This is a genomic window from Nocardia spongicola (assembly GCF_047200775.1).
Taxonomy (GTDB): domain Bacteria; phylum Actinomycetota; class Actinomycetes; order Mycobacteriales; family Mycobacteriaceae; genus Nocardia.
In genome coordinates this window covers 455,211-473,614 of sequence record NZ_JBJZOO010000001.1, presented here as the reverse complement: position 1 = coordinate 473,614, position 18,404 = coordinate 455,211, and the positions used below count along the sequence as shown (strand labels likewise).

Below are 18,404 nucleotides of genomic sequence, written 5' to 3'. Positions count from 1 at the left end.
GGTCACTGAGCACCTACCCGATATCGACTACTCGGGCCCATGCCGGCGGCGGGTCCGGGATGTAGTCCGGATCGGATGCGCGCCACGAACTGGTGTACGGCCGACGGAACAGACCCACCACGGTGCGGCAGGGTGGTCGCCTGATGGGCCAAGGGGTCTGGCCGTCGGTCAGGATCACGAGGGCGTCGGGACCCGGTTGGGTTCGCAGCGCCTTGGCGATACCTGTGCGCAGGTCCGTTCCGCCACCGCCGATCAGCGGTATTCCTTCGGCACGGCACAGCGGGTGCGCGATCCTGGCTGCCGCGTCACATGACAGTACGGTGACCAGATCGCGGCGGCCGCCTACGGCACGGACGATAGCGGCTACTTCGAGCAGCGCGCTGCCCAGTTCGGTGTCACTGACCGAACCGGATGTGTCGATGAGCACCGCGACCTGGGGTGGCGTTCGCCGCAGACTCGGCAGCACCACACCGGGCACCCCGGCCGAGCGCCGGGCCGGTCGGCCATAGGTGTAATCCTCGCCGGCACCGGCGCCGCAGACCGCTGAGCGGATGGCGGCACCGAGCAGATCACGCCATGGCTGTGGTGGGTGGAACACCTCTTCCGCCCAACGCTTCCATCCTTCGGGAGCATCCCCCGGACGGCCGATGATGCCCTGTGCCACGTGGAATCGGACGGCGTCGCGTTCCTGTTCGCTGAGTCCGTTCGCGTCGTCGGGGCCAAGCTCCCATTCGCGGTGTGATCCGTCGGCGCCGCTGCCACAGTCGAGCCAGGCTATGTCTTGCGTATGCGGGCCGAGCCGGAACTGGCGCAGGTAATCCTCCATGAGCTCGCCTTCGGGTAACCCCAGCGACTCGGGTGTGACAGCCCCGGCGGGCTGGGCCAATCCGTCACCGAATATATCGTCGTTGATTTCGCAGTCGGCGGCGATGTTCATCCGCAACCGTTCCACCGGGTCGATCAGGCCGTGTCGCCGGGCGAATCGGTCACTGCGACTGTGATGGTCGCGCAGCAGATGCGATACCTCGTGCACCCATACTCCGGCCAGATCCTCCACTGGTGTCCGGTCCACGAAAGCAGGCGAAACATAGCACCGCCAGTATCGGTCGACACCCATCGTCGGTACTCGACGTGATTCGACGACGCACAGGGCGAACAGCGCGGTCGCCAGATAGGGCCGGACCCTGGCTGCGTGTAATCGCGCGGCGAAGAGCTTGTCGCGGTCCAAGGTCCCGGGTGTGTGCGTGCTCATCGGCTCACCTTCGCGGCGGCCCGGTCGGCTATCCGGTCGGCTTCCTTGGACACCGATATCACTTCGGCGAGTTCTTCGATCGATACCGGCACATCCCAGTCGTCTCGGCGCAGTGTAGCGAGAGTTGTTGCGGGAACAACGATCACATCCGGTGTTCCGGTTTCCATGGCCTTGACCAGAAGTGCCCATGCCGCATCCCAGCGGGATTTCTCCGGGTTCTTGCGGACTGCCGCCACAACGCCGTCGAGTACGGCCTGGCGCAGATCCCCGCGTTCGGGCAAGGCGGCGCCTTCCGGATCGGCGAGCAGCACCTCCGGATCAGGGAGGTCCATCCGGTCCAGACTGGCGAGCAGTTCGAAGCCGGGCCCATCACCTACAGCACCCCGGACCAACAGGGAAAGCACATCGCGGGATGAACCGGCCGCGGTGGCGAAGGCGATCAGCCGCAGCGCCATCTCCCAGCTTCGCGGCGACGGCCATGGACCACCTCGGCGTGTTTCGGTGCTCGGCAGTCGATGAACGAGAGCGGGACGGGCCGCGAGGAGCACACACACTGCCCGGCGCGCGAAAGCTACTGCCTCGCTCAGTTTCTCCGGAGCCAGCCGTGGCAGTGTCGCATGCGGCCAGGTTCCGCCGAGGCCGCGAACGACGACATCGTGATCGTGAGTCCATTGCAGATGTACGAACCGGTTGGCCAGCGGTGGGCTCAGCTCCCAGCCATCGGCGGCCGAGGACGGCGGGTTGGCCGCGGCCACGATCCGGACGCCTGGTGGCAGTTGGATAGCACCGATTCGCCGTTCCAGAACCAGACGCAGCAGGGCGGCCTGTACTGCGGGCGGCGCGGTGGACAGCTCGTCGAGGAACAGCAGTCCGCGGCCTGCCCGGACGAGTCGTACGGCCCAGTCCGGTGGCGCCATCGGCACTCCGTGTTCCGCGGGATCATCTCCGATGATGGGCAGGCCGGAGAAGTCCGACGGCTCATGCACACTCGCGATGACCGTAGTCAGTGGAAGATCGAGGTCGGCGGCGAGCTGGGTCAGGGCCGCGGTTTTCCCGATCCCCGGTTCACCCCACAGCAGCACCGGCAGATCGGCAGCCACGGCCAGAGCCAGAGCCTCCAGCTGGATGTCGGGGCGTGGTTCGGTGGTGACCTCGCGCAACAGAGTCAGCAACTCGCCCGCGGTATCGAGTTGGGACGGGTGGGCCGGGTCGGCGGACGTGCGGACAGCAGTAAGCATGAATGATCACCTCGAGGGGGTTGGTGGGGGTGAATAAATGTGCGACGACGAGCGTCGGGTCAGCGCGCGGTCGCGTGGCGTGGATGCCCGCGATGATCGCGGGAACGAGGCATCGGAGGGAAGCGGCCGACTCCTGGATCGGACAGGCCTGCTCGGAACAGTCCATAGATGATTCGCTGTCGCGTAGACGCGACGAGTTCGTCACGCAGAGCACCGTCACGCAGCGATGCGTCGGGGCCGAGCAGATCTTTTACGATGGCTAGTGCGCCCGCGGTGTCGCCATGGTTCAAACGTTCTCTGACACCGGTAAGGCAGTCCGGATGGCGGTGCGCCTCATCGATAGCTCGCAGGCACGGCAATGGCGTGCCGGTCAGGGCGGCCAGCATTTCCTCCCGCCGGATTTCGGCCTGCTCGTGGTCCAGCGCGACCAGAACCCCGTCGCCCACACCGATCCGATGCTGCTCTCCCCTGCACTGCACGAGATGCGGTTGACCCGCACGGTCCGGGATGCGGGACATATCGGTCGGCGAGTGGTCGGGTACCAGGGCCGAGGCGACCAGGGGATGCAGTCGATCGGCCGTTATCGCGCCTGCGCGGAGCAGTTCCAGATCGGGCAGCGTCCAGGTCGCCGCGTCGGGCAGAATCGGCAGTGCGGAGATGCCGCCGACCGGGTATCCCGACGCGATCCGCACCATGGGCGGCCCGACATCGTTACCGTCCAGGTCCAGAACCAACCGTCGCCCTGCCCCTGGCCGTATGACAAACGCACCGCTACGTCGTGCCTCGGCATGGCGAAGTATCTCCGCCTCGGCCGCCCATCGGTCGACAGCGCAACCTTGTGGCACCGTGGCGAGCAGTTCAGGGTCCAGTTGTGGGCGGCTCGCTGTTGGTTGCTCGGCACCGCACCGCATCCCCAGCTCATCGGCCCTGCGTGCGTCCCACAGGTGGCGGTGGAGATCGAGGCGGAAACGCCGGTTGGGGCGAGGATGCGGATGGGGGCCCGCTCCGGTGGCGGCTCCGTCCCACAGTGCGAGGCTGACCCGCTGACCGGCGTCCGCCCACGCAGGCGCGGTCCGGACGACAAGGTGCACGGGACGTGCGTCGCCACGCTCGTCCGGCGACCTGTCGTACCGCGCCAAAGCGATGGTCAGCCCTGGCCGCAACAATCCGTCGGGAGCAACCCTCGGCAGATGCCAGCGCAGCAGGTCGGGAGCCAGATAGCGGAGATCGGCCCTGATCCGGGCCGCGAGTTCGTGCCCGTGGCTGCGTGCCACCGACCGCATACTGAAATCGACGTCGAAACCTGCCGCGGCGCACGCGCCTGCCCAGTCCCCCACACGACGGCGGGCAGTAGCAGTTTCGATCATGGAAGGCGGCACGGCGAATTCACGCACACGCAGCCAGAAGGAAAGGCGGGAGTCGTCCCGATTCGCGATGTGAGTGAGCATCAGCACTCACCTTGCACGAATCGAACCCCCAATCTTTGAACAGAATGAGTTGACATCGCGATGAGCATAGCGGCCCGCGCAGACATCGGCCAACCGGGCGAGTTCGGTAGGGGTTTCGCCGAGCCACCCACTCGTCACACCTTTCGGCTGATCGGCATCGCGTCGAAGCCGGTTACCAGCGCAGAACAGGTTTGATGATACGTCCGGCGGCGGCTGCGGCCAGGGCGGTGTTGATGTCGGTATACGGGTAGGCCCGGACCAGCCGTTCCAGAGGCAAGTACCCAGCAGCGTGCAGGCGAAGCAGCTCGGGGATGAACCGCCGTGGTTCGGCATCGCCTTCGAGGCAGCCGCGAATCGTCTTTCCCGCCAAGACGATATCCCGAAGATCGATCGGCGGGACACCCGTGCCGAGCCCCACCGCGGCGACTGTGCCGCCGACAGCGAGCGCGGCCACCGCGGCAGCGAGCACCTCCGGCTTACCGGTCGTATCGAGAGCGTGGGTGGCTCCGGTTTCGGTGCGGGCCCAGATCTCCGCCACGGTGTCGCCCTCGGCGGGATCCAGCACGTGTGCCGCGCCGAGTTCGGTCGCGAAAGCTCGCCGGTGTGGGGAGGTCTCGACAACGATCACCGCTGTATCGTCCAGGGTGCGGGCGGCGAGCAGCGCGGCCATACCGACCGCACCCGCCCCGAAGATCACCAAGTGCGACCCCGGTTCCGGGCGCAGCACCTCGAGGACCGCACCCGCGCCGGTCTGGAATCCACAGCCCAGCGGGGCGGCCACTTCCAGATCCGTCCACGGTGGTACGACGACGGTGTTGTCCACCGAGGCAAGGGCGTACCCGGCGAAACTGGACTGACCGAAGAATCCGTCCCGCACCACGGTGTCGCCGATCATCACCCGCGGTGTCCCATCCTGGCGCGGCCCGAACTGATTCAGTCGCGTCGCGTGGGCACAGTACGACAGCCGGCCGAGACGACAGTTGCGGCAGTCACCGCAGTGTCGGTAGGTGAGCACAACGTGATCACCCTGGCGCACATCGTAAACGTCGGGACCGACGGCTGCCACGATGCCCGCGCCCTCGTGGCCGAGCAGGATCGGACGGTCGGCGGCGCCGATACCGCGGGAGACCAGGTCGGTGTGACAGATGCCCGCGGCGACGATGCGGACCAGAATCTCCTGGCCGCGCGGCTCGTCGATGTGTACCGGCTCGATCGTGAATTCCGCCTGGGGATCTCGTGAGATCGCGGCGAGCGTACTCGGCATAGCTCAGACCCGCTCGAGGAAGAAGTAGAAGTGTTCGCCGTTGGCCAGCACCAGTTCCGGGCGACCGTTCATGATGCCCATCAGCGTCGTATCGCCCAGTCGCTTGAAGTGGTCGAACACCGGGCGCCCGTCGTAGACCATGGTCGCGGTGACTTCGCCGCGGAACTCGATGTTCCACAACGAGGCCTCCCCGCCGCCGAGTTCGGTGTCGGAGAACAGGGTTCCGTCCTCCGCACGGCAGATCAACGGCTTGGCGTCGAACACGGACACGAATGTCTTTCCATACCAGCGACTGCGATCCAGCGCCCGGCACAGCGGATGCCCGGTACGGAAGGCCCCGCCCTTCCACTCGCCCAGGATCTCCTCGGAACGCACTGTCTCCAGGCTCTGCCACAACCGATCGAGTTCAGTGGGGTCGACCCTTGAAGGTAAAGCGGTCAGCTCGCGCCAGCGCTGGATCGTCTCGGACATCGCACACTACCTTTCCCGAACCGTATGGTTCAGGAAAGGTACACCCGAACCATACGGTTCGGGAAGATAGGATCCTGGGATGCGCGCAGCCGGACATGCCACCAGAGAGCGAATCCTCACCGCTGCCAAAGCGGAATTCGCCCAGTACGGAATCGCAGGCGCACGAATCAACCGGATCGCCGCAACGGCCAACGCCAGCAAGGACCGCCTCTACACCTACTTCACCGGCAAGGACGAGCTGTATGCCGCAGTGACCGAGCAATGGGCCACCGAGACCACCTCGGAGACCGCACTCGACGCCGCCGATGTACCCGCCTACGTCGGCAGACTGTTCGATCACTATCTCCACAACCCCGACAACGCCCGCCTGCAGGCCTGGGCGGAGATCGAACGCACCCACATCGCGTCCGCCGATGCGGCCGTTCGCGCCGCCGTAGTACCCAAACTCGCCGAGATCCGGCGCGGCCAGCAGGAGGGGCTGATCACTACCATCTTCCAGCCCTTCACCCTGCTCACTCTGCTGACCGACCTCGCGCGCACCGCGGCCGTGCACACCCTGCACAACGACTGCGCCGATACCGACGACCGGCGCGCGGCCACTGTTCTCGCCGCCCGCCGCCTGGCCGCGCCGTGACCAACTGCATGTGACCGATCACTGCGCGGCAGCGCATCGGATGCTGCATTCGAGTCGCCACTGCTCCCGACCATGATCCCGGCGAGTGGATCGAGCACATCCCGACCCCGCCCTTATCGCTGAGAATCCGACCGTGGCGCTGGTGCAGTCGTGGCGAATGCTCAAGCGCCATCATGTCCGCCACCGTGACCCGATCGACTCTTGGTAAGTGATCACACCAGGTTTGTGCGACCACCGGCAGGCTTAGAGCTGTCCATGCGGTCGGAATATCGACTATGCGGTGGATGCGCTGGACGGGTATAGATCTGGGTAAGGGAGGGTGTGTTGACTGTGGATGCGGTTTCGGAGCGCACAGCGTCGGGCCGGGTCGCGCGGCGGCGTGACCGGCGGAAGGCCGAAATTGTCAGGACCGCTACAGAGCTTCTCTCGGTCTCGGGTTATCAGGGCATGAGCCTGGAAGAGGTCGCCGAGCGCACCGATATCGCCAAGGCCACGCTCTACCACTACTTCTCCTCCAAGGACGAGCTCGTCGCCGCGGCGCTGGAGTCCCTCACCCAGGAAGTGCTGCGGCGGCTCTCCGAGCGTCAGGAGACGGCCGGACCGGATGCTTCCCCGGAGGAGCTGCTGAGGGCGCTGGTGGATGAGCAGATCCTTATCCTGACCGAGACGGCGCCTGAGGTCGCCACGGTTTTCTCCTGGCCTCGTACCTGGCCAAAGGTGTTCGAGGTGCCGATGAAAGGCATGCGTCGTCGTCACGACGCAGTGTTCCGGCGCGTCATCGAGCGTGGGATCGCCGAGGGGGCCTTCGACTGTGCCGATATCGACGTCGCACTGCAGTGCCTGCACGGCATTCTCAATCAGTCGTCGGTCTGGTTGAGACCCGATGCGGGCCGGAAGACCAGGGCCGCGATCGTCGACTGCGCGTTGCGACTGTTCGCCTAGGCTGGGTCCCGGTAGCACTATCGAATTTTCGGTCGGATATGGCTGCGATCTGCGGTGATGTCGAGGTGTGGGTGCTGGTTCGTAGGCTGGTGATCGCTGCCGCTACGTTCTGATCCGGTTTATACGGGTCGAGCGCTGGGGTGGTTGGTGTCAGAGAAGATGTTCTCCGAGGAGCAGGTGATCCGATAACGCTGCCGCGGGAACGTGGTTTGTGACGGATCTTGTGAGCCATCGCCGCATTTCAGCGGCACACCTGCGCTGTTCTGCCAGTGGTGAACACCGGCCCGACCGAGCTCGATGATCACTACAGTCCAGTCTCATGACGACGGTTACAACGTGCACGGTCGAGTACCCGGCCGACGGCCTAACGATGATCGGGCACCTTGCGCTCCCGGCCGGTGTCGACCGCCGGCCCGCGGTCCTGGTCGGGCCCGAGGGGCCAGGGCTGAACGACTTCCAGCGCCGTCGGGCCGACATCCTGGCTGAGCTGGGCTACGTGGCGCTGGCCTTCGACCTCCACGGCGGGCGCTATTTGGGCGACCCCGAGGAGATGCTGGCACGTTGCACGCCGCTACTCGCCGACCCCGACCGGATGCGGGGCATCGGCCACGCGGCGCTCGACGTGTTGCGCGCCGAACCGCGGACCGACCCCGACCGGATCGCCGCCGTCGGCTACGGCACCGGGGGCGCAATCGTGCTGGAACTCGGGCGCGACGGCGTCAACCTGCGCGCGATCGGGACAGTCAACGCACTGACCACAGGCCGACCGGGCGAGGCGGCGCGCATTCGCTGCCCAGTGTGGGCGGGGGTCGGGTCGGAAGACCCGATCATGCCGCCCGCGCAACGGGACGCGTTCACCGCCGAGATGCAGGCCGCGGGCGTCGACTGGCGCCTCGTGGTCTACGGTGGCGCCTTGCATGCCTTCCACCACCCGACGGTCGACCACACCGTGCTCCCCGGCGTCGGCTACCACCCACGGCACGCGCAGCGAGCCTGGCGCGACGTCGTCGACCTGCTCGCCGAGTGCCTGCCCGTGACGGAGTGATCTGGTCGGCAACCGCGATTCCGGGCCGCGAACCAGGCCGGTCGAGGGCCACCGGCTCCGGTTTGCGGGAGTTCGCCGAGTCGCGGGAACTGGCGTATGTGATGGCGATCGGCTGCAACCGGCACGTCACCACCGTGACCGGGCGCACCGCGCGCGCCGACACGATCATCGCCGGCCTGCCCAAACGGAAATGGCACACGCTGTCCGCGGGTGACGGCGCGAAAGGACAGCGACTCTACCGGTGGGCGTTCGTGGCGTTGGCCGACGCCGAGGGCGCCGCACCGGGTCACCGGTGGCTGCTGGCCCGCCGCGACCGGTGACCCGGTGAGCTGGCCTATTACCGGTGTTTCTCCACCATGCTGCCCCGGTTGGGCCTGCTGGCCCGGATCGCGGGCCGCCGCTGGTCGATCGAGACGAATTTCCAGCATGCGAACGGCATCGCCGTACGGCGCCACCCCACGGAGTGGATGTTCCCCAACCTCGACTTCACCGTCCACCTCCATCGTCAGCCTCGGGGCCCCTGGACAGGCCTCGACACCACCGTCACCTTCGGCCCCAACGGGCAAGGTCTCACCAGTACCACCCTGCACGACCTCAATGGCCCCCTCGGCGCAGCACAACAGACCCTCACCGTCCGCCCACTCCACTGATAATGCAAAAGGACGCGTTACCGGGGTATGGGCCGGCGCTCCGCCCTTCGGGGCGGTGAGTGAGGTTCACACGGGAGGGGCACCAGGCCTGAACGTGCTCCGGATCGGCGAAACGGACGGATCCATGTGCAGTCATGCTTCTCGGCTGTCATCGGGGTTCTCCTATCAATCATGTACTGCGGCCGAGGCTTCGGACTTCGGCTCCGAGACCGGAACCGGACCGGTACGCAATAAGGCGACGGTCAGCACGGCACCGGTCGCGGCTAGTGCGGCGGCGACCGCGAATGCGACGTTCAAGCCGGTCCGGTAGGCATCGGCTGCTGTGGATTGCCGGGCCACCATATCGGCGAGCAGTAGAACGACCGTGACTCCGATACCCGATCCGACGCGCTGTGCGGTGTTGACGATGCCTGCCGCGATCCCGGTGTCGGCCTTGTCTACCGAGGTGACCGCGGGGACCGTAACGCCGACGAACGCGGCAGGCAGACCGATGCCTAGCAGTACCGCGCCGGGTAGCACATCTATCATGTAACTGCCGTGTTCGGGCAGGCGGGCGAACCAGGCCATGGCCAGCGCCTGCAGTCCGAGGCCGACGGCCAGTACCCGCCAGGCACCCAACCGATCCAGCGCATACGGGATCAGGGAACGGGAGACGATGATGTTCACCGCGGCTACTGGCAGTACCGCAAGGCCGGATGAAGTCGGACTGTAGTGTTGGGTGTTCTGCAGGTACAGCGCCAGTAGGGCGAAGGTGGGCACATGCGCCGCACCGACCAGGGCGTTCACCGCGGCCGACCCACTCACCTGGCGAATGGTGAACAGCCGCAATGGCATCAATGGATGTGTACTACGTGCTTCGAGGAGTACGAAGCCGGCGAGCAGCGCCAGCCCGGTCACCAACAGGATCCCCGCCAGGGGGCGAGTCGACTCGTCGCCGAGGGCGCCGATGGCATAACCGATGATCAACAGGGCCGCCGTGCCGGTGATCGCACCTGGCACGTCGAGTCGACGCACGGCCAGGAAAGACTGCGTCGGATCCGGTGGAAGTACTCGGACGAAGGCCAGCGCCAGCACGCCCACGGGCAGGTTGATCAGGAATATCGACGGCCAGCCGAACAGATCGGTGAGTGGTCCACCGACCGCGGTGCCGATAGCCGCGCCCGCTGCCCCCATCGCGCTCCACACCCCGAAGGCGCGGTTTCGTGCGGCGGGTTCGGTGAACGTCGTGGCGAGTAGTGCCAGCTGGGCGGGAATCACCACGGCCGCGCCGAGGCCCTGCAACGCCCTGGCTGTGATGAGGATTGCCGGGGTCGTGGCGAATCCGGCCAGCGCGGACGCCACCGTGAACACGGTGAGGCCGGCCGCGAATACCCGACGTGGTCCGAGCATATCCGCGGTGCGTCCGCCGAGCAGCATGAATCCGCCGAAGGCGAGCAGATAGGCGTTGGTCACCCACCCCAATCCCGATTCATCGAGCCCGAGGTCTGAGCCGATGCTGGGCAACGCCACGTTGAGCACGGTCGTGTCCAGGAAAACCACTAGTTCGACCATCGTGATCAACAGCAGGACCAGCCGATCTCTCGCCCCGAGTCCACCTTTGCTCGCCATGAGCACATCCTTTCACTAGAGCATGACTACAGCCAGATTTCACTAGTGCATCGCTCTAGTCAAGTAGTATCGAGGCATGACAGGGAAAAGCACCGGGGTGCGGGCGGCCAAGACAACAGCCAACCGCGCCAAAATGTTGGCAGCGGCACGAGAACTGTTCACTACCCGCGGTTACACGTCGACAACGATGAAGGCCATCGCCGATACGGCGGGCATGGCCGTGCAGACGCTGTATTTCACCTTCGCCACCAAGCGCGCGATCCTGTCCGAACTGCTCGACATCGAGATCGCCGGTGACACCGAACCGGTCGCCACCATGGACCGCCCCTGGTTCGCGACGGCGCTGGCGGCTCCGCCCGCCGAGCAGATCCGGCGGCAAGTCGCCGCGGCGGCAACAATTTACGCCAGGGTCAGTCCGCTGCTCGAGGTGATCCGATCAGCCGCGACGACCGACTCCGAGCTCGCCGAGCTCTGGGAAACCAACATCACTCAACGTCATCTGGTCCAGTTACGTCTGGCCGAGGCCCTCGCCGCCAAGACACCGTTACGCGCGGGCATCACTGCCGCTCGCGCCGCCGACATCATGCTCGCCACGCTGGCCCCCGAGACTTACCGGCTGCTCGTCCACGAACGCGGCTGGACCGATGTCGAGTGGGAATCCTGGGCCACCGACGCGCTCATCCTGCAATTGCTTCCCTCGGCACGATCCCACGCAGATGCCATGGAAACACTTGCGGCGGAGGAGGCTCGATGAGCGTACTGGTACTGGGCGGATACGGAGCTGTCGGAGCTCACCTGGTCCAGCTGCGGTATATCGCGGTGCTGGAGAGGCTGATAGCCCGCTTGCTGCTCATTCGTGACGGAGCCGTTGGTCCATAGCGGCACGGTAGAAGTCGAGATGTGCTTGTGCTGCTCTCCCCCAGCTGAATCCGGCGGCGAGAGTCCGGCCGCGCTCGGCCCGAACAGAATCGGACCGTAGTGCGTCTGCCATCGCCGCGGCCATGGCATCGGGGGTGGACGCATAGCTGACGGTGTCGCCGAACACCTCCCGCAGTACCGGTAGATCCCTGGCGACAACGGGTATCCCGGCCGCGAGGGCTTCCATCGCGGCCAATCCGAACCCTTCTTTGGTGGAGAAGAAGGGCACCATCGTCGCACTTGCCAGCAACGCGGGTAACTCGGTGTGGTCGACGGTGCCCAGCACGGTGGGACGAATACCGAGTTCAGCGGCGCGGATATCGAACCGCTCCCGATAGTCGCGGTAGTCGAACAGTGTTTCACCACCCGCGAATACGAGATTCAGCTCGGGATTCCTACGCGATAGCACCGCGAAGGCATCGAGTAGATCGATACTGCCTTTGCGCGGTTCGATACCGCCGACCGCAAGAACGTATCGCCCGAGCTTCCGCTGCCATGCGGTTCTGCTGGCAGCGGGGACGGGATGGTCGCTCGCCGCGGTGGCGAAACGGTCGTATTCCACTCCGTTGGGGATGACGGTAGCGGTCAATCGCCATCCGGCGTAGACCTCGTCGGCGACTGCGGCCGAAACACAGATGCGCGCATAGGGTTCGACGACGGCGCGTTCGTGACAGCGTGCGAGTTCCGGGGTGGTGAACTGGTCGAGATGGTGGATGGTGCGGATGCAGTGGCCGACGGCGTTGGCGCTGATGCAGTCCTGCGCGTGCACGATGTCGTACTCGCCGGAGGGGAAGGCATCGCGTAATACCGCTATGGAGCGGATGATTCGCCTGCCGACTGTTTCGGAGCTGTCTGGCGGGAAGGGGACGACCCTGACCTGGACGGCCGGGTCGACAGGGCGGAAGAATCCGTCGTCGCCGCCGCGACCGAGTGTCCACACCGTCACGTCGGCGCCGGTATGGGCCAGTGCCTCGGCGAGATTGAGGGTGTGGACGACTCCGCCGCGGGGTTTGGTGGAGTAAGTGAGTAACGCTATTCGCATCGGTGTCCGGATCTACTGTCGAGCAAGTTGGTGTAGGTGTCGACGCGGCGTTCCGCGAGGTGGCTCAGTACTCGGCGGGCGCGTTCGACCTCGGCGTCGATATCGATATCGGCGACCGCGAGTCCGCCTTTGGTCCAGGTTTTGGCGAGAATGTCACCGCCGGGGCCGACCACTTTGGCCTGCCCGAGAAACCGTAGGTCGCCGGTGATCCCGGTCTGGTTGGACGAGGCGAGCACGATCTGGTTCTCGGCGGCACGGGCTTGGTCGTAGAGGTCGAAGAGGCGGGCTTGGCGGTCGTTGGGCATTCTGGAGGCGCGGTCGGTGACGCTGGCAGGCCATGCCGAGAGGGCGGCGATCGTGCGGGCGCCGTCGAGGGCCAGTGTGCGGGCGGATTCGGGAAAGGTCTTGTCGTAGTCGATGAGCATTCCCATGCGGCCGACCGGGCTATCGAACGCGGTGAATCGTCCGCCCGCGGCATAAGCGAGATGCTCTCCGGCGGGTTGATGCACTTTACGGTGGCGACCGAGCACACCGTCGCCGGTGAGGCAGACGGCGGCGTTGTACCGCACGCCGTCGCTGTGCTCGGCATAACCGATGCATATGGTCATATCCCCTGCTAGTTGCCGCAGCAGACGGATTTCGGGGCCATCCGGATCGATGGCCTCGGGACCGGCGGCGGGGTCGGGATCGCGCAGGGTGCCGATATAGCCACCGAGGGTGGCATCGGGGAGCACGAGCAGGTCGACACCGTCGTTGGTGAGCCGTTCGACGATACCGGCGACCTTGTCGAGGGCACGGGCGATGTCGGAGCCGAAATGCGCCGCTACCGCTGCTATTCGGGTGACTGCCACGAATTCACCTCATGCTGCCTCTGTCGTGCGGGTGCTGCGGGCGATCTGATCGGCGAGGTATTCGGCGTCGCGAGCGATCGCGGCGAAACGACCAGAGCCCCAGGTGTGCAACCACGGCAGTCCGAGGAAATACAGCCCGGGCGTGCCGGTGACCCCGCGGTTATGACAAGGGTGGCCTTCACCATCGAATACGCCGGCACGCAGCCAGCGGTAATCGGTACGGAATCCGACCGACCACACCACCGACGTGATATCGAGGGCCGCCAGATCGAGCTCGGTGGTCTCGTGTTCGGGTCGCCATACCGGGACATAGCGAGCTTCTTCTGGTGCGTCGATCGCTTCCCTGGCGATATACGCATCGATGGAGTCCTTGATGCTCTCGGCCACGGCATCGGCGGCATCGAGCGATTTCTCCAGTGACGGTTCGAAATACGCTGTTCCGTCGAGCACATCGGTCATCCGGCCGTAGAGCGCCATGCCTTCCACGGCGAATTGCCGCAGATCGATATCGCGGCCGCCGTCGCGTCCGGTGACATAGTGATTGGTGTTCTCGCGTTTGCCGAGGCCGCCGGGTTGGTCTTCGATGGGGATGTCGTAATGGCCCATGTCCTGCAGCCATGCCACACAGTCGCGGCCGCGATAGAAACGTGCCACGCGCGGCGCGCTGCCCACCGCCAGATGCACTTTCCGCCCGGACAGGTGCAGGTCTTCGGCGATCTGGGCGCCGGATTGGCCGGTGCCGACGACCAGGACCGCGCCATCGGGAAGGTCGGAAGCACTCCGATACTGTGCGGAATGCACCTGCGTGATGGAGCCGGGAAGCCTTTCGGCGAAACGCGGGATGATCGGGGTGTGGTAGCCGCCGACGGCGATCACGACATCATCGGAATGCAGCGGGCCGGATGTGGTTTCGATGTCGAAGCCACCGCCCGCTGCGAGCGTTACCGCGGTGACCTCGACATGTTCGCGTACCGGCGGAGCGAAGGTATCGGCATAGCCACGCACCCAGGCGTAGACCTCGTCGCGTGTCATGAATCCGTCCGGTTCCTGGCCGTCATAGCGATAACCGGGCAGGACACACTGCCAATTCGGGGTGACGAGGGTGAAATTGTCCCATCGGGTGTCGCGCCATTCGTGGGCGATGGTGTCGCGTTCGAGCACGATGTGGTCTATGCCGCGTTGGGTCAGGTGCCTGCTGATGGCGAGCCCGGCTTGGCCCGCCCCGATCACGGCTACCGCGAAGTGCTGCGCCTCAGGCGTCGGACTGGCATGCGATGTCATGATCTTCCTCGGGTGATGGTGGATGGCGACATCGACAGCACTCGGACGGTGCGTGATGTCGTAGGCAGGCCGGGAACCTGCGCCGCGGTGGACTCGATGGCGTCGAGAGTTTGACGGGCCGAACTGCAGGCGTACCCGAACTTGGCCGCGACCCGGTCCGATGCGATGTGCAGTGCTGTCGATACCCGGGTGAGGAAGTCATCGATGGCGTAATCGCGGCCGGTCTCGAGATAGTCGTGGATGACCAGCGACGGTGAGTAGCAGGACTGCACGTGCCCGTCCGGCCATTGGATATCGAAGGTCATCTCAGGCATGAGCCGCCTCCAGTTCTTCCGGTAGATCCGGTTGCCCGACAACGCCGTGACACTGCACGATGCTGTGATAGAGCTCTGGTCTCCGATCGCGCAGGTTGTACATCCCGCCACCACGGGCGAGCTCCAATGCGTGGCCGACATTCACGGTGGTGGTGGCCAAGCCGGGTTCGGTGCCGGTTGTGGCGAGGATGTCGCCGCCTGGTCCGACGATCTTCGCGTTGCAGACGAATCGAAGCGATCCGAAGGTGCCTGCTTGGTTGGAGGCGACCCACACCACCTGGTTCTCCACGGCGCGGGCGCGGTCGAAGATATCGAAGCGCTGGGTCCAGCGGTCGTCCTGGAGTCGTTCGGTGGTCGCGGTGCGCGCGGTCGGCCATGCCGACAGTGAGGCGATGATCTCCGCGCCGTCGAGGGCGAGAGCGCGGGCGGCTTCGGGGAATGCCTTGTCGTAGCAGATCTGCATGCCCATCCGCCCGATCGGGGTGTCGAACGATCCGTATTCTGAGCCTGCCGAGTAGCAGAGATCCTCACCGAGGGGTTGGTGCACCTTGCGGTAGGAGCCGAGGATTCCGTCGCCGGTGAGGGTAACTGCCGCGTTGTAGCGTGCCCCGTCGCCTGCCTCACAGAAACCGAGGGTGACCACGAGGTCGCCTGCCATCGCAGCGACCCGGCGTAGTTCCGGGCCGTCGAGCTCGAGCGCGGGCGGCAAGCTGCGCAGGCGGCGTTGTCTGGCCTGCTCGCTCTCGTCGCCACCGCCGAGACTGGGCAGGTATCCGCCCAGGCAGGCTTCCGGCAACACGAGCAGTCTGCTGCCGCGCGCACGGGCCTGTTCGATCAGTGCGCCGATAGTGCGGTAGCACGCTTCCAGGTCTCGGCCGAACTCCGCCGCGGCGACGGAGATGGTGATATCGGTCATGATCTTCCCAATCCAGTGACGGTGCCGTGCACCGCGTATGTGGTTATTCCGTCCGGCCAGCGCAGCCGGACGCCGGGTGCCGCGGTGAGCACACCGCACGACTCCGTTGTGGCCGGGCTCGCGGGGCCGCTATCGCTCCCGGGACGATCAGCGGTGAGCATCGCGAATCCGGGGAAGCAGGTAATCCAGTCGGCCAGTGCCGCACCCTGCGGCCGAGGTATGCGGGCGACCTCGAGTTCGACGCCGGTACCGGCGGCCTCCGCCAGCATTCCGGCGGTGCCCGCGATACCTGCCATGCTCACGTCCTTGGCGGCCGCGGGGGCGGTATCCGCGACGAACCGGCCTAGTGCCCGCAACTGTGAACCGGAACGCCGAGAAGACGAATCCCATTGACGCCCTTGATAACCAGGCCGCCATCCACCGCCGAGATCGGCGGTGAGGCGCACTTCGTCACCGACCTTCCCGCCCCCGCCGGGAACCGGCCGTTCGGCACGGCCGAGCGCGGTCACCGACAACGCCGCGGGAACCCCGAGCTGAGTATGGCCACCCAACACCGGTACATCCCAGGTCTTGGCGGCCTGCGCCACCCCGCGTAGCATCCTGGTCAACAGTGAGCGGGTGGGGGCAGCGACCGCATCGAGTATGCCGACCGGTTCGGCTCCCATCGCGGCCAGGTCGTTGAGATTCACCAGGACCCCACACCAGCCTGCCCATTCCGGGTCTCGTTCCACCATCGAGGGAAGGATCGCGTCGCAGGCGGCGATCAGGTCGCTGTCGGGTACCGGGGCGCCATCGTCGCCACGGAAACCACTGCCGCCCAATCCCATCGACTGACCGAGCAATGGTGTCAGCGCCGGGCCGAGCATCGCCTTGGTCGACTGGACCAGTCGCTGTATCCGGTCGATCGGCCAGCGCATCCACGCATGGGGAACTCCACCGACATACTTCTCGCCCAGTCGAATCCAGCCGAGGCGGGTGAACATCGGCTCATGTCTGGTCTGCACGGTCGCCTCGAAGCGGAGCACATTGTTGTTCTCCGCATAGGCGCAGGCCGCCCGCACCAGGGCTTGCCCGACCCCTCGGGTGCGGCGGCGGCAGTCCACCACCAGTCTGCTGCCGGTCCACCAGCCGATATCCGTCGCGGTCGCCGGTGCGATGCGCACGCCGCCGAGCAGCGCCCCGTCCGGAGCCAGGGCGACCAGCACCTGCGTTCGCGGATCATCATCGATATCGTCGGCATCGCTTCCGGAGAACAAACTTTGGTCGACGACGAAGCTCTCGCGACGCAGCGTGTGATAGGCGGCGAGCCCGCGGCTGTCGGCAGGCCGGATCACGAATCCGGTGTCCGGTGCCGTCGGGTACGAATACCCGGACAGGACACAGAAATCCGGTGCCGGGGTGGGTGCGCCTGCGAATTCGTCCCATGCCCGGATCGGCAGCACTGTGCGTATGGTGCTCATGTCAACCTCCCGCGCTGTGCAGCGCACTACACGCCCCGCAGGCGGCGCAGCCCGCTTTCTGCGCCGATCCGAGCATCCCGGCGCGGCGTAGTTCGGCGGCCACCCGCTGGGTCACGTCTTCGAGCAGTTGCGCCGGCGGCGCGACAGCACCGTCCACATCGACGGCGAGCGTGCCTGCCAGCGGACGGAACGGCACGACGAACGGATAGACGCCCATCTCGATGAGTTCCGTCGCTCCCGCGACCAATTCGTCCGGATCTTCACCGAGACCGACCAACAGATAGGTGGACACCTGATTGCGGCCGAACACCCGCACAGCCTCCCGCCACGCCGCCCGGTACTCCGACAACGGCACCGCGGACTTACCCGGCATCCAGCGGGCTCGGACCCGGTCGTCGAGCGACTCGACGTGAATGCCGATCGAATCCGCACCCGCGTCGCGCAACTCGGTCAGCCTTGCCAGGTCACCGGGGGGTTCGCACTGCACCTGGATCGGAAGCTGCGGAACGACGTCTTTGACAGCGCGCACGCAGCGGGCCAGATGCCTGGCGCCGCGGTCCTTCCCCGCGGAGGTACCAGTGGTCAGCACCAGCTGCCGCACACCGTCGAGCCGGACGGCCGCCGCGGCGACTTCGGCCAGCTGGTCCGGTCGCTTCACCGCGATCGTGCTGTCGGTCGCCAACGATGCCTCGATAGCGCAGAATCGGCACCGCTGATCCTCGCCGTAACGGATGCAGGTCTGCACCACAGTGGTGGCGAGCACATCGGACCCGTGCAGTTTGGCGATCTGCTCGTAGGGCACGCCTTCGGCGGTGCGCAAATCGTAGAACTGTGGCCTGCGCACCGGTTCGACAGTCATCCCCAGATCGGCACCGTCGAGCAGTAACCGATTGCCGCTGAGGGTGTACGGGCTGTCGTTCCGGACGGGGATCGCGGCACCGGCGCCACCGAACAACACATGGCCGTCGTCGCTGGGCCCGGCTCCGGAACGGCGCTGGACCGGCACGTCGACACGGATGCCGAGTAGCGCGAGATTCACGCGGGTGGATACTTCGGTCATAACCACAGGC

Annotated in this window: 19 protein-coding genes; 6 read left to right on the top strand and 13 right to left on the bottom strand. The window is 66.1% G+C overall.

What is annotated here, in order from left to right; translation table 11 throughout:
• Positions 1-13 precede the first annotated feature (13 nt).
• From ACL02S_RS02125 to ACL02S_RS02105, 5 genes are all read right to left on the bottom strand, one after another.
• The gene (locus ACL02S_RS02125) at positions 14-1,252 is read right to left on the bottom strand and encodes a vWA domain-containing protein (protein WP_412800530.1); all 1,239 of its coding nucleotides are present in this window, start codon (positions 1,250-1,252) and stop codon (positions 14-16) included.
• Complete coding sequence (locus ACL02S_RS02120; RefSeq protein WP_412800529.1) at positions 1,249-2,490, bottom strand: AAA family ATPase; 1,242 nt, start codon at positions 2,488-2,490, stop codon at positions 1,249-1,251. The genes ACL02S_RS02125 and ACL02S_RS02120 overlap by 4 nt, the downstream gene beginning before the upstream one ends.
• A gap of 59 nt (positions 2,491-2,549) precedes the next feature.
• A complete protein-coding gene (locus tag ACL02S_RS02115; protein ID WP_412800528.1) occupies positions 2,550-3,938 on the bottom strand; it encodes a hypothetical protein in 1,389 nt (462 codons plus the stop codon).
• 172 nt (positions 3,939-4,110) lie between these two features.
• Positions 4,111-5,202 carry an NAD(P)-dependent alcohol dehydrogenase gene (locus ACL02S_RS02110; protein ID WP_412800527.1) on the bottom strand — a complete coding sequence of 364 codons (1,092 nt, stop codon included), beginning with the start codon at positions 5,200-5,202 and terminating at the stop codon, positions 4,111-4,113.
• A gap of 3 nt (positions 5,203-5,205) precedes the next feature.
• On the bottom strand, positions 5,206-5,673 hold the full coding sequence (locus ACL02S_RS02105) for a DUF4334 domain-containing protein (protein WP_412800526.1): 468 nt from the start codon (positions 5,671-5,673) through the stop codon (positions 5,206-5,208).
• 79 nt (positions 5,674-5,752) lie between these two features.
• Between ACL02S_RS02105 and ACL02S_RS02100 the strand changes: the two genes are divergently transcribed.
• From ACL02S_RS02100 to ACL02S_RS02080, 5 genes are all read left to right on the top strand, one after another.
• Entirely contained in the window at positions 5,753-6,307 is a 555-nt protein-coding gene (locus ACL02S_RS02100; protein ID WP_412800525.1) for a TetR/AcrR family transcriptional regulator, read from the top strand.
• A gap of 330 nt (positions 6,308-6,637) precedes the next feature.
• Positions 6,638-7,249 carry a TetR/AcrR family transcriptional regulator gene (locus tag ACL02S_RS02095; protein WP_412801078.1) on the top strand — a complete coding sequence of 204 codons (612 nt, stop codon included), beginning with the start codon at positions 6,638-6,640 and terminating at the stop codon, positions 7,247-7,249.
• Positions 7,250-7,568: 319 nt separating this feature from the next.
• The gene (locus tag ACL02S_RS02090) at positions 7,569-8,294 is read left to right on the top strand and encodes a dienelactone hydrolase family protein (protein ID WP_412800524.1); all 726 of its coding nucleotides are present in this window, start codon (positions 7,569-7,571) and stop codon (positions 8,292-8,294) included.
• Positions 8,273-8,614, top strand: a complete 342-nt coding sequence (locus ACL02S_RS02085) for a hypothetical protein (protein ID WP_412800523.1) — start codon at positions 8,273-8,275, stop codon at positions 8,612-8,614. Before ACL02S_RS02090 ends, ACL02S_RS02085 begins: the two co-directional genes overlap by 22 nt.
• A gap of 36 nt (positions 8,615-8,650) precedes the next feature.
• Positions 8,651-8,944 (top strand): thioesterase family protein, encoded by a 294-nt coding sequence (locus ACL02S_RS02080; protein WP_412800522.1) that lies wholly within the window; start codon positions 8,651-8,653, stop codon positions 8,942-8,944.
• A 165-nt stretch (positions 8,945-9,109) separates the two neighbouring features.
• Here ACL02S_RS02080 and ACL02S_RS02075 read toward each other — a convergent pair whose 3' ends face one another.
• The gene (locus ACL02S_RS02075) at positions 9,110-10,552 is read right to left on the bottom strand and encodes an MFS transporter (protein WP_412800521.1); all 1,443 of its coding nucleotides are present in this window, start codon (positions 10,550-10,552) and stop codon (positions 9,110-9,112) included.
• Positions 10,553-10,628: 76 nt separating this feature from the next.
• Between ACL02S_RS02075 and ACL02S_RS02070 the strand changes: the two genes are divergently transcribed.
• A complete protein-coding gene (locus ACL02S_RS02070) occupies positions 10,629-11,306 on the top strand; it encodes a TetR/AcrR family transcriptional regulator (RefSeq protein WP_412800520.1) in 678 nt (225 codons plus the stop codon).
• A 96-nt stretch (positions 11,307-11,402) separates the two neighbouring features.
• Here the strand turns inward: ACL02S_RS02070 and ACL02S_RS02065 are convergent, their stop codons facing one another.
• From ACL02S_RS02065 to ACL02S_RS02035, 7 genes are read right to left on the bottom strand one after another with little or no spacing between them, the layout of a single operon-like run.
• Entirely contained in the window at positions 11,403-12,512 is a 1,110-nt protein-coding gene (locus tag ACL02S_RS02065) for an MSMEG_0565 family glycosyltransferase (protein ID WP_412800519.1), read from the bottom strand.
• Positions 12,503-13,363, bottom strand: a complete 861-nt coding sequence (locus ACL02S_RS02060) for a carbon-nitrogen hydrolase family protein (protein WP_412800518.1) — start codon at positions 13,361-13,363, stop codon at positions 12,503-12,505. The genes ACL02S_RS02065 and ACL02S_RS02060 overlap by 10 nt, the downstream gene beginning before the upstream one ends.
• A gap of 9 nt (positions 13,364-13,372) precedes the next feature.
• Positions 13,373-14,644 carry an MSMEG_0569 family flavin-dependent oxidoreductase gene (locus ACL02S_RS02055; RefSeq protein WP_412800517.1) on the bottom strand — a complete coding sequence of 424 codons (1,272 nt, stop codon included), beginning with the start codon at positions 14,642-14,644 and terminating at the stop codon, positions 13,373-13,375.
• The gene (locus ACL02S_RS02050; RefSeq protein ID WP_412800516.1) at positions 14,641-14,958 is read right to left on the bottom strand and encodes an MSMEG_0570 family nitrogen starvation response protein; all 318 of its coding nucleotides are present in this window, start codon (positions 14,956-14,958) and stop codon (positions 14,641-14,643) included. Before ACL02S_RS02050 ends, ACL02S_RS02055 begins: the two co-directional genes overlap by 4 nt.
• Positions 14,951-15,874, bottom strand: a complete 924-nt coding sequence (locus ACL02S_RS02045; protein ID WP_412800515.1) for a carbon-nitrogen hydrolase family protein — start codon at positions 15,872-15,874, stop codon at positions 14,951-14,953. The genes ACL02S_RS02050 and ACL02S_RS02045 overlap by 8 nt, the downstream gene beginning before the upstream one ends.
• Entirely contained in the window at positions 15,871-17,334 is a 1,464-nt protein-coding gene (locus ACL02S_RS02040) for an MSMEG_0567/sll0787 family protein (protein ID WP_412800514.1), read from the bottom strand. Before ACL02S_RS02040 ends, ACL02S_RS02045 begins: the two co-directional genes overlap by 4 nt.
• A gap of 1 nt (position 17,335) precedes the next feature.
• Positions 17,336-18,394 (bottom strand): MSMEG_0568 family radical SAM protein, encoded by a 1,059-nt coding sequence (locus ACL02S_RS02035; RefSeq protein ID WP_412800513.1) that lies wholly within the window; start codon positions 18,392-18,394, stop codon positions 17,336-17,338.
• Between the last annotated feature and the right edge of the window lie 10 nt (positions 18,395-18,404).